Below are 11684 nucleotides of genomic sequence, written 5' to 3'. Positions count from 1 at the left end.
GGGCAGGCGCGGCTCGGGCGCGTCCGCGGACGCCGGCCCGGTGCCCGGGGCGTCGGCCCGGCGCGGTCCGCGGCGGCGGGGAGCGGGGTCCGAGACCTCAGCGCCCATCGTCGTCGGCGTCGCGCTCGGACTCGTCCGCCGGGCGTACGCCGAGCCGGTCGGCCAGCTCCTGGGCCACCGACTCCGGATCCGCGAACACCTCGATCGCCCACAGGGTGCGCGGGTCCCAGCCGCGGGCCTCGAGCCGCTCCGGCAGGGTGCGGGTGCGCTCCCGGACGGTGAGGGCGCGGTGGACGTCGCCGCCGTCGCCGGCCAGGGCCAGCGGGCGGGGCGCGTCCTCGTCCTCGTCCTCGGGGTGCGGGTCCACCACGGCCAGGTCCATCACACCGCCGTGGCGGGGCAGGACGCGCGCGCCGCGCTCCTCGAGCCGCTCGCGCAGGTCGGCCAGCAGCGGGTCGCTGACCATGCCGACCGGGTCGGGGGCGCCGTCGCCGAGGTAGGCCTCCAGCAGGCGCAGGAACCAGAGCGCGCCGCCGTCGAGCCGGTCCTCGTCGAGGTCCGCGGCCCGCAGCGCGGAGACCAGGTGCAGCCGCTGCCGGGCGCGCGTGAGGGCCACGGCCACCATGCGCTCGCCGCCCGGATCCGAGAACGCCCCGAAGTGGTGCACCACGCGGCCGTGCGGGGTGCGGCCGTAGCCGGGGGTGAGGATCACGGCGTCGCGGACCACGGACGTGGCGCGGGCCACGGGCACGATCACGAACGGCTCCGCGCCCTCGGCGTCCTCGCCGCGGCCGCGGGACAGGAAGTCCAGGGCCCAGGGGGCCCGGGCGGCGGTGGCCTGCACGGCGGCGGCCACGCGGCGGGCGTGCGGCTCGGAGACGGTGACCACGGCCAGCGACTGCTCCGGGCGGTCCCGGATGTGCTCGAACACGCGCTCCACCGTGCGGGCGACCTCGGCGTTCGTGGACTCCACCACGTCGCCGCCGGTCATGGGGATGCCGGTGCCCTCCTGCAGGTACTCGGCGGTGACCGTGCGGTCCCGGCCGGTGGCCTCGCCGGCGGTCGGCAGCGCCTCGAGCGCCCCCTCGTAGGCCAGCGCGGACAGCATCCGCACGAGGCGCCGCTCGAGCGGGCGGTGCACGGTGCGCAGCGCCACGGTGGGAAGCACCTCGGCCAGCGCGTCGTGCGCGGAGCGCAGGGGCCGCAGCGGGCCGGCGGTGGCGGTGGGGTCCACGGACACCTGGAAGGACTGCGGCCGGCCGATCACCGGGTCGCCGAACGCGACCACCTGCGGGGCGCGGGTGAGCGCGCCCACCGCGGTGGCCAGCGCGGTGGCGTCCGCCTCCAACAGCACCACGACGTCGGCGCCCCAGTCCGAGGGGAACTCGGACAGGGCCATCGGCGAGGTGGTGACCACGGGTACGAGCGGCTGCAGCACCTCGGGCGCGAGGGTGGTCAGGGCCTCCACGGTGGGCCGGCCCTGCTTGAGCAGGCCGCGCAGCACGGCGGCGTCCGCGCGGAAGGTGCGCAGCGCCTCCTTCCAGCGGGCGCCGAGGGCGGCGGAGAGGCGGTCCGCGCCGCGCTCCAGGTGGGCGCGGTCCAGCTCGCGGAAGCCGCGCTCCACCTCGGCAAGGTCGGCGCCGCTCATCATGGCCAGGAAGTCGTCGCCGGAGATCATCGCCTCCAGGGCGGACTGCCACCAGGCGAGCTCGAGCTCGGAGGCGAGGGCCTCGGTGGGGACCTCGCGGTCCCGCAGGTCCGTCAGCAGCTCGGTGAGGCCGTGGTCCTTGAGGCTGTCGAGCACGAGGGTGCGCTCGGGCAGCGTGGCCAGGGTGTCCCGGTCCGCGACGAGCCCGTCCACGGCCGCCACGAGGTCGTCCACGTCCCGCTCGGCCAGGGGCTGCTCGGCGACGGCCTCGGGGGCGAGGATCCGCTCGAGGCGGCGCAGACGCTCACGGACGTCCCCGACCACGCCCATGACGCGCTCGCCCTGGTCCGGGACCTGCGGGGGCGTGCCGGGCTCAGCGGCGTGCCGGTTCCAGTCCTCGAGGACGGCGGCGGCGTCCACGAGCGCGCCGTGCAGGTCCGTGGGCTGCACGCCCGGGCGGACCGCGTCCTTGGCCGCGCGCCGCAGGCGCGAGCGGGCCACGGAGGACATCTCCACGAGGTGGGTGCGTCGCCACGTGCTCGTGGCGGTGGCGGCCACCAGCTGCGGGACGTCGAGGGCGAAGACCTCGGGGGTGAACTCGGTGAGCGTGCGGGCCACGCGGCGGTAGAGGTCCGCCTGCTCGGCCCAGCCGGCCACGGTGCGCTCGGGGCGCAGGCCGGCCTGCGCGGCGGCGGTGTCCACGGCGCGGCGGGTGGTGTGCAGGGCGGCGGCCAGCTCGTCGGCCAGCTCGGAGGCGGCCTCGGTCTCCTGGACGTTGCGCACGCGGGCCCCGAACCAGCGGCTCTCGGTGGCGGCCGCGGAGAACGCGCCCAGCTCGCCGGCGCGCACAAGCTGTTCTGCCACGGCCTGGCGGTTCACGGTGGAGTCCAGCACGGAGCGCTTGAGTCGCACGGTGGTGGCCGGCGGGGTCGGCAGCCCGGTCAGGGCGGCCAGGGCCTGCATCGCCTGGAAGGGCGAGCAGCCCCACCGCGGGCGCACGTGGTGCAGGGAGCCGACGTGCTCCTGCAGACGACGACGGCGCTCGGTCAGCGCCGCCTCGTCCCGGGCGGCGTCCGGGGCCTCGGCGCGCTCGGCGCGCAGGACGGCCTGCACGAGCTGGCGGCGCAGCTGCTCGGGGTCCGCGTGGGCGGGCACGTCGAGGGCGGCGGCCCGCAGGCCGATCTCGTCGAGGCGGGCGTGCACGTCGGCCAGGGCGGCCGAGCGCTCCGCGACCACGAGGACGCGGCGGCCCTCCCAGGCCAGGCGGGCGGCCACGGCGACGGCGGTCTGCGTCTGGCCCGTGCCCGGCGCGGCGGCCACCACGAGGGACTCCCCCGCGGCGGCGTGCTCGACGACGCGCCGCTGGGCGGCGTCGAGGTCGAGGACGAGGCGCTCGTCCGCCGGGGCGACGTCGTCCTCCCCCGGGGCCTCGGTGGGCTGCAGCGCCGGTGGCCGCGGCACCATGCCGGTGCCGGCGTCGTACAGCGCCTCGACCACGGGCAGGTGCTCGAGGGAGGCGGGCAGGGTGGCGGTCTCGCCGAGGTCCGCGAACGTGGAGACCAGCATCCGGTCCTCCACCTGCAGGCCGGTGAGCGCCGCGGCCTCCTCGCGCAGGCGGGCCAGCGCGGGGCCCGGCTCCAGGCGCGCGGTGGCGTAGGCGGCCTGCCGGTAGGCCTCGGGGTCCAGGGCGATGCCGTGGTGGCGGCGCAGGTTGCGCACGAGCGCAGGGTTGAGGCGGGCCGGCTCGGTGATCTGGACCTCGAGCTCGTCCCGGCCGCGGGCGCCGCGGCGCACGGTCAGGGCCACGCGGGCCAGCAGCACGGGGGCGGAGCGGCGCTCACGTCGGCCGTCCTCCTCCGCCGTCCACGTGGCCACGCCCACGGCGAGGGCGCCGACGTCGATGCCGCGCTCCTCGGACAGCTCCCGCACCTTGGCGCGCAGCCCCGCGGCGACCTCCTCCGCCGCCTGCAGGGCGGGCCCGGCCGGCAGCAGCGTGGACAGGCGGGTGCGCCGGCCCAGCAGCAGCTGGGAGACGCCCGAGGAGTTCGCGGCCGTGACGTCGATGCTGTTGGCCGCGGACGGGGCGAACCGCAGCATCGTGTCGTTCTCGGCGCCGGAGCCGAGCGAGGCCACCCAGGCGGCCGGGTCGGGGCGCGTCTGCCCCTCCTCGGGGCGTGCGGCGGCGCGGGCGCGGGCCAGGCGCGGGAACTCCTGCTCTCTCACGTGCGTGCGGTCCTTCCTCCGTCGCCTGGTCCCAGGCGAGATGCGTGTGGGCGGCCGCCCCCGTTCAGGGGCGGCCGGATGCGGCGGTGGGCCCGCCGCTCACTCCCACTCGATGGTGCCCGGGGGCTTGCTGGTGACGTCGAGGACGACGCGGTTGACGCCGTCGACCTCGTTGGTGATGCGGTTCGAGATGCGCGAGAGCACGTCGTCCGGGATGCGCGCCCAGTCCGCCGTCATGGCGTCCTCGCTCGTGACCGGCCGCAGGACGATCGGGTGGCCGTAGGTGCGGCCGTCGCCCTGGACGCCCACAGAGCGCACGTCCGCGAGCAGGACCACCGGGCACTGCCAGATCTGGCGGTCCAGGCCGGCGGCGGTGAGCTCGGCGCGCACGATGGCGTCCGCGCTGCGCAGCAGGTCCAGGCGCTCCTGGGTGACCTCGCCGATGATGCGGATGCCCAGGCCCGGGCCGGGGAACGGCTGGCGGTGGACGATGCCCTCCGGCAGGCCGAGCTCGGCGCCCACGGCGCGGACCTCGTCCTTGAACAGCTCGCGCAGCGGCTCGCACAGTTCGAACTCGATGTCGTCCGGCAGGCCGCCCACGTTGTGGTGCGACTTGATGTTGGCGGCGCCGTCCCCGCCCCCGGACTCCACGACGTCCGGGTACAGGGTGCCCTGCACGAGGAAGCGCACCTCGGTGGCCTCCGGGTCGTGCTCCGACTCCAGGACGATGTCCGCCTGCGCCTTCTCGAAGGTGCGGATGAAGCGCTCGCCGATGATCTTGCGCTTCGCCTCCGGGTCCGTGACCCCGGCGAGCGCGGAGAGGAAGTCTTCGCGGGCGTCCACCATCACGAGGCGGGCGCCGCCGTGGGCCTCGCCGAAGGCCTGCTCGATCTCCGCGGACTCGCCCTGGCGCATCAGGCCGTGGTCCACGTACACGCAGGTGAGGCGGTCGCCGATGGCGCGCTGCACGAGCGCCGCGGCCACGGCCGAGTCCACGCCGCCGGAGAGGCCGCAGATCGCGCGCTTGTCCCCGATCTGCTCGCGGATGCGCTCGACCTGCTCCTCGATCACGTTGCTCGCGGTCCAGTCCGAGCCGAGCCCGGCGCCCTCGTGCAGGAACTGCTCGAGCACCTTCTGGCCGTGGGAGGAGTGGCCGACCTCGGGGTGCCACTGCACGCCGTAGATCCGCCGCTCGGCGTCCTCGAACGCGGCCACGGGGGCGCCGGCGGTGGAGGCGGTCACGGCGAAGCCCTCCGGGGCCTGCGTGACGGCGTCGCCGTGGGACATCCACACGACCTGCTCGAGGTCCTGGCCGGCGAAGAGCACGGAGTCCGCGTCCACGGAGTCCAGGCGCGTGGAGCCGTACTCGCGGGTGCCGGTCTTGGACACGGTCCCGCCGAGGGCATGGGCGATGGACTGGAAGCCGTAGCACAGGCCCAGCACCGGGACGCCCGCCTCGAGCAGCGCCGGGTCCAGCGTGGGCGCGCCGGGCTCGTATACGGACGAGGGGCCGCCCGAGAGGATCAGCGCCGCCGGCCGACGCTCCAGGATCTGCGCGGCCGGCGTGGAGGCGGGGACCACCTCGGAGTACACGTTGGCCTCGCGCACGCGGCGGGCGATGAGCTGGGCGTACTGGGCGCCGAAGTCCAGCACCAGCACCGTGGGCATCACGTCGCTGAGCGGGGCGGGGGCGTCGGAATGGGGGGCGTTCTCGGTCACCCGTCCAGGATAGTCGAGCCGCCCCTCCCCCCCGTCCGGCGTCACGTCGGCGCGGCGGGCGGCGACGGTCAGTAGCGGCGGGCGGCGTCCGGGAAGCGGTGCACCTCGTCGCGGACCACCTTCGTGACCTTCTTCTCCACGATGAAGGACAGGAACGGCACGACGCCGCCGCCGGCCATCGCCAGCAGGCGCATCGGCTGCCAGCGCATCAGGGACCACAGGCGGAAGCAGGCCAGCAGGTACACCACGTACATCCAGCCGTGGGCGATGAGGATGAACAGGGAGAGGTTCACGCCGCCGGTCACCGAGTCCTCGGGGTGCAGGCCCAGGATGTTCTGCTCACCGTCCACGGTGGTGCCGCCGGCGAAGAGCTCCTGGCCCCACGCGTACTTGAAGACCATCTCGGCCACCAGCAGCAGGAGCATCACGCCCGTGATCCACGAGCACACCACGTAGAAGCGGGTGGCCGAGCGGATCTGCTGCTGCGTGCCGGCGAAGCGGCGGCGCTCCCGGCCCGGCCGCGGCGGGGGCTCGGGCAGGTCGGCCTCCGTGATGTCCTCGGGGTCGGGCAGGGCGGCGGGGTCGACGGGCTCGGTGTGGCTCATGGCCGGTTCTCCTCGGGGTCGGTCGATGGTCGGGCCGCGGCCTGCGCCGCGTAGGCGCGCTCCTTGGCCAGGCGGGCCTCCTCGCGGCGGCGGGCGAGCTCCTCGGCGCGCCACCGCGCCGCCCACTCCTCGTCCAGCTCGCGCTCGCGCTCGTCGCGGAGGTGGTCGTCGCGGACGAACCGCCACCACAGGAACAGGGCGAAGCCGGCGAAGAGGATCCACTCCACCGCGTAGAACACGTTCAGCCAGATGACCTCGGTCTCCTCCGGCTGCGGGGCGACCCACACGGGCTCCAGCCCGCCCTCGCTCGCGCCCGCGCCCACCTCGGCGCCGGCGGCGTCGGCCACCTCGAAGGCGGCCACGAACGCGGCGTAGGAGGGCTCGTCCCACACGTTCACCAGCTGGCCGGGGGCGAGGCTGGCGTAGAGCAGGCGGTCGGCGGTGTCGGCCTCGGCGGCCGTCCGCGGCAGGGGCCCGTCCGGGGGCAGCAGGCGGCCGGTGACGGTGACGTCACCCTGCGGGGCCGGGTCGACGACGTCGGCGCCCGCCGACCAGCCGCGCACCACCGGGATGACCTCGCCGTCCGGCGCACCGGCCACGCGGAACGCGGACACCGTCCAGAAGCCCTCGTCGCCGCGCAGCACGCGTGGCCCGACGAGGACGTCCGTGTCCGGCAGGAACTCGCCCGGGACCGTGACCACCTGGTCGGCGTCACGGGCCAGCAGCGGCTCGTAGGGGCGGACGTGGTCCGTCAGCGGGACGGGCTGCTCGGTCTGGGTGCGCGGCGGCGGGGCGTTGGTCTCCGCGGTCTCGAACTGCCACTTGGACAGCGCCACGAAGAGGCCGGCCGCCACCAGGGCGAGGACCAGGGTGGCCAGCCAGACGGGCTTGAGGGCGGTGCGCAGCAACCCGCATCAACTCTTCCGGTCGGGGTGCCGCCCCGAGGCGGGGCGGCGACGGTCAGACGGTCTGGGTGGGGGTCACCAGGACCTCCACCTTCTGGAAGTCCTTGAGCTCGGTGTAGCCGGAGGTGGCCATGGCGCGCTTCAACCCGCCCATGAGGTTGGAGGTGCCGTGGGCGTGGTGCCCGGGGCCCCACAGGACCTCCTCGAGGGGCGCCACCTGGCCGACGTGCGTGCGGTGCCCGCGTGGCAGCTCCGGGTGGGCGGCCTCGAGGCCCCAGTGCCAGCCGCCGCCGGGGGCGTCCGTGGCGCGGGCCAGGGCGGCGCCGAGGACCACGGCGTCGGCGCCCATGGCGAGGGCCTTGACGATCTCGCCGGACGTGGAGACGCCGCCGTCGGCGATCACGTGCACGTAGCGGCCGCCGGACTCGTCCATGTAGTCGCGGCGGGCCTCGGCGATGTCCGCGATGGCCGTGGCCATCGGCACGCGGATGCCCATGGCGCGGCGCGTGGTGGTGGAGGAGCCGCCGCCGAAGCCCACGAGCACGCCGGCCGCGCCGGTGCGCATCAGGTGCAGGGCCGGGGTGTAGCCGGCCGCGCCGCCCACGATCACGGGCACGTCCAGCTCGTAGATGAACTGCTTGAGGTCCAGCGGCTCGTGCGAGGAGGAGACGTGCTCGGCCGAGACGGTGGTGCCGCGGATGACGAACAGGTCAACGCCCGCGGCGAGCACGGTCTTGTAGAACTCCTGCGTGTTCTGCGGGGTGAGCGAGCCTGCCACCACGACGCCGGCCTCGCGGATCTGCGCGAGGCGCTCGGTGATCAGCTCGGCGCGGATGGGGGCCGCGTAGGCCTCCTGCAGGCGGCGCGTGGCCTCGGTGCCGTCCGGGCCGGCCTCGAGGGCGGCGATCTCCTCGAGGAGGGGACGGGGGTCCTCGTGACGGGTCCACAGGCCCTCGAGGTTGAGCACGCCGAGGCCGCCGAGGCGGCCGAGGGCGATGGCGGTCTCCGGGCTCATCACGGAGTCCATGGGGGCGCCGATCACGGGCATCTCGAACGTGTAGGCGTCGATGCGCCAGGTGAGGCTGACGTCCTTGGGATCCCGGGTGCGCCGCGCGGGCACCACCGAGACGTCGTCGAGGGAGAAGGCCCGGCGACCGCGCTTGCCGCGGCCGATCTCAATTTGATTCGTCACCGGTCCAGCCTAGCCCAGCGTCCCTGGGCGAATCCGGGGAGGTCGGACAACTACGGCGGCGCCCCGGGCAGAAGGGAGAGGTACGTGGACGTGCGTTGTCGTCGTGCGCGGGGCCGTGCAATGCTGGCCTGCCCCCGCCACCCGGGCCCCACACACCTCGGGCGCATCCGTTCCAGCCGACACCGCGTTTCGTTGAAACGAGTGCGCCCGAGTGGAGCGGTCGAGGGCCCGGAGCGGACCAGTCCTGGAACGAGTGCGCCCGAAGGGTGGCGTCGGGCGGCTCAGTGCGCCAGGCCGGCCATGCCGACCGGCGTCACCAGCACCCCGTCGGCGAGATAGCGCTCGAGGTTCTCGACGACCAGGTCCCTCATCGCCCGGCGCGTGCCGGTCGTCGCGCTGCCGACATGCGGCAGGGCCACCACGCGGTCGGACTCGACGAGAGCGCGCGGCACGTGGGGCTCGTCCTCGTACACGTCGAGGCCGACGGCGCCGAGGCGATCCTCCTGCACGGCGCGGACGAGAGCGTCCTCGTTGACCACGCTCCCCCGGGCCATGTTGATCAGCACACCCTCGGCGCCGAGTCGCTCCAGGACCTCCGCACCGACGAGCCCTCGCGTGCCCGGGCCGCCCGACACCGCGACGACGAGGGTCTCGACCGCGCCGGCCAGGGACATGGGGTCGGCATGGTACCGATGCGGGGAGCCCTCGACCGGACGGCGGTTGCAGTAGTGGACCTCGCAGCCCAGCGCGGCCATGCGGCGGGCGACGGCCTCTCCGATCCTGCCCATGCCGAGGATCCCGACACGCCTTCCGTGCGCATCGTCCGTGAGGGAGGGACTGGTGCCCCGCGCCCACTCGCCGTCCGCGACGAGGCGTCGGGCGTCCGCGAATCGCCGCCTCGTCTCCAGATGCAGGTACAGGGCGGTGTCCGCCACGGCCTCCGACAGGACGTCCGGCGTGTTGCTCACCTGGACGCCCAGGGCATCGGCGGCCTGGATGTCGACGGCGTCGACGCCCGCCCCGAAGACGACGACCGCCCCCAGCGACGGCATGCGCCTCAACAGCGCCGCCGGGGCGCCGACCGTCCCAGAGCAGACGAGGGCACGGACGTCATCGCCGCGGGCCGCGAGGAAGGCGTCCAGGTCCGCGGAGTCCGCAGGCAGCACGACGGCGTCCCCGCGCTCCCGAAGGCGGGCGGACACACCGGGATCCAGCGGGGTCAGGCCCAGCACGGCCGTGCCTGAGGAGGTGGCCGGACGGTCAGTGTTCATGATCGGCGCCTTCACTTTCCAGGAAGAGGTAGTGATACAACTTAGATATTTGTATGATGAGTTTACCGTGACCCACTCCCGGACGAAATGAGAGGCCATGACCACCTACGACGCCATCCGCCACATCCGCCTGTCCACCGCACGCCTGCCGCTGAGCACGCCGATCTCCGACGCGAAGGTCTTTACCGGCCGCCAGAAGCCGATGACGGAGGTGGCGTTCCTGTTCGCGGAGATCACCACGGAGCAGGGCTTCGAGGGCCTGGGCTTCTCCTATTCGAAGCGTGCGGGAGGCCCGGCGCAGTACGCCCACGCCTGCGAAGTCGCGGACACCCTGATCGGTGAGGACCCCAACGACATCGCGAAGCTCTACACGAAGATGCTGTGGGCCGGCGCCTCGGTGGGCCGGTCGGGCGTGGCCACGCAGGCGCTCGCCGCGATCGATGTCGCCCTCTATGACCTCAAGGCGAAGCGTGCCGACCTGCCCCTGGCCAAGCTGCTCGGCGCACACCGGGACTCCGTGCGGACCTACAACACGTCCGGCGGCTTCCTCAACGCCACGATCGAGGAGGTCAAGGACCGGGCCACGAAGTCGATCGACGAGGGCATCGGCGGAATCAAGATCAAGGTGGGCCTGCCGGACACCTCCGAGGACCTTCGCCGCGTCGCCGCCCTGCGCGAGCACATCGGGCCCGATGTGCCCCTGATGGTCGACGCGAACCAGCAGTGGGACCGTGCCACGGCGCTGCGCATGGGCCGCCAGCTGGAGGAGTTCGACTTGGTCTGGATCGAGGAGCCCCTGGACGCGTACGACATCGAAGGCCACGCCGCGCTCACCAGTGCCCTGGACACGCCGATCGCGACCGGCGAGATGCTGGCCTCCGTCGCGGAGCACGAGCGCCTCATCGAGCGCCGTGCCTGCGACATCATCCAGCCCGACGCCCCTCGTGTCGGCGGCATCACCCAGTTCCAGCGGCTCCTGACGCTGGCCGACCAGGCGGGCCTCGACCTCGCGCCCCACTTCGCGATGGAGCTCCACCTCCACCTCGCGGCCACCTACCCCCGCGAGCCGTGGGTCGAGCACTTCGACTGGCTCGACCCGCTGTTCAACGAGCGGCTCGAGACGGAGGGCGGCCGCATGCTGCTCCCGCAGCGGCCCGGCCTCGGCGTGACGCTCAGCGGCCAGGCCCGTGACTGGACGACCGAGAGCGCCGAGTTCGGCAGCCTCTGAACCACCCCGTCGGGCCCGAGACCCCGCCCGTGGCGCCGCAGCGCCGACCGGGCGGGGTCTCGGCCGTCCACGGCCCTGAGAGACTGGGACGCATGCGACCGTCAGCCACCTCCGACCACGCCCCCCGACGGGCTTCCACGAGCACCCGGACCCGGAGCCGCAGCGACCTCGTCGCGGACGCCCTGCGCGAACGGATCGTGGCGGGGCAGTTGAACCCGGGCGCCCGCCTGCCCACGGAGCAGGCCCTCCAGGACGAGCATGGCGTCAGTCGCACGGTCGTCCGCGAGGCGCTCACGCGCCTGCAGACCGAAGGGCTCGTCTACACCAGGCGGGGCTCCGGAAGCTTCGTGCTGGCGCCGCCCGGCCTCGACTCCGAGGCCTCCGAGGGCGGAGGCATGCCCGCACGCACGGACGACCGTGAGGATGTGCTCGTGTACCGCATGGCCATCGAGACCGAGGCGGCGTCGCGAGCGGCCTTGCGCGCCCTGGGCCCCTCCGCCGAGACCGGCGAGGGCCACGCCGTCATGACGTCGCTGCGCCAGTCCGCCGAGGCGTTCACGGCGGCCGCGGCCGATCCGGCGACGCGGCCGTCCGACCTGATGAGGCTGGACTTCCACTTCCACAGGGCCGTGGCCTCCGCGGCCGGTAGCGCCCTGCTCGTCAGCGCCCTGGAGGCGATGGGTCCGGCCATGATCACCATGCCTCCGGACCGCCTGACGCATGAGGCGGCGGTCGAGCGTCGTCGACTGGTCGCCTGGGAGCACGGCGCCGTCCTGGACGCCGTCTGCGCGGGCGACGCAGTCGCGGCGGCCGCCGCGATGCGCGCGCACCTGCACAACTCAGCCCGCCGCCTCCGAGCGGGGGCGACGGGCTGAGCGCGGCGGACCTGGTCG

At 74.6% G+C, this 11684-nt stretch carries 8 protein-coding genes; 2 read left to right on the top strand and 6 right to left on the bottom strand.

Annotated features, from left to right (window positions below; genetic code table 11):
* Nucleotides 1–97: 97 nt before the first annotated feature.
* The 6 genes from NWP10_RS01900 to NWP10_RS01875 form a co-directional block, all read right to left on the bottom strand.
* Nucleotides 98–3871 carry a DUF4011 domain-containing protein gene (locus tag NWP10_RS01900; RefSeq protein WP_258299697.1) on the bottom strand — a complete coding sequence of 1258 codons (3774 nt, stop codon included), beginning with the start codon at nucleotides 3869–3871 and terminating at the stop codon, nucleotides 98–100.
* Between the two features lie 99 nt (nucleotides 3872–3970).
* Nucleotides 3971–5590, bottom strand: a complete 1620-nt coding sequence (gene guaA / locus NWP10_RS01895; protein ID WP_309137686.1) for a glutamine-hydrolyzing GMP synthase — start codon at nucleotides 5588–5590, stop codon at nucleotides 3971–3973.
* Nucleotides 5591–5658: 68 nt separating this feature from the next.
* Nucleotides 5659–6195: a DUF3817 domain-containing protein gene (locus tag NWP10_RS01890; RefSeq protein ID WP_258299696.1), complete on the bottom strand. Its 537-nt coding sequence runs from the start codon at nucleotides 6193–6195 to the stop codon at nucleotides 5659–5661.
* A complete protein-coding gene (locus NWP10_RS01885) occupies nucleotides 6192–7103 on the bottom strand; it encodes an SURF1 family protein (RefSeq protein ID WP_258299695.1) in 912 nt (303 codons plus the stop codon). Before NWP10_RS01885 ends, NWP10_RS01890 begins: the two co-directional genes overlap by 4 nt.
* Before the next feature lie 52 nt (nucleotides 7104–7155).
* On the bottom strand, nucleotides 7156–8292 hold the full coding sequence (locus NWP10_RS01880; protein ID WP_258299694.1) for a GuaB3 family IMP dehydrogenase-related protein: 1137 nt from the start codon (nucleotides 8290–8292) through the stop codon (nucleotides 7156–7158).
* A gap of 281 nt (nucleotides 8293–8573) precedes the next feature.
* Nucleotides 8574–9563: a 2-hydroxyacid dehydrogenase gene (locus tag NWP10_RS01875; protein WP_258299693.1), complete on the bottom strand. Its 990-nt coding sequence runs from the start codon at nucleotides 9561–9563 to the stop codon at nucleotides 8574–8576.
* A gap of 97 nt (nucleotides 9564–9660) precedes the next feature.
* On the opposite strand from NWP10_RS01875, the gene NWP10_RS01870 reads away from it, so the two are divergent.
* Together NWP10_RS01870 and NWP10_RS01865 are read left to right on the top strand one after the other, a co-directional pair.
* Nucleotides 9661–10791 (top strand): mandelate racemase/muconate lactonizing enzyme family protein, encoded by a 1131-nt coding sequence (locus NWP10_RS01870; protein ID WP_258299692.1) that lies wholly within the window; start codon nucleotides 9661–9663, stop codon nucleotides 10789–10791.
* A 92-nt stretch (nucleotides 10792–10883) separates the two neighbouring features.
* Nucleotides 10884–11666: a FadR/GntR family transcriptional regulator gene (locus NWP10_RS01865; protein ID WP_258299691.1), complete on the top strand. Its 783-nt coding sequence runs from the start codon at nucleotides 10884–10886 to the stop codon at nucleotides 11664–11666.
* Nucleotides 11667–11684 lie beyond the last annotated feature (18 nt).

It is taken from the genome of Micrococcus sp. HG099 (assembly GCF_024723355.1).
GTDB lineage: Bacteria > Actinomycetota > Actinomycetes > Actinomycetales > Micrococcaceae > Micrococcus > Micrococcus endophyticus.
This window is presented reverse-complemented; position numbering and strand designations above follow the sequence as displayed.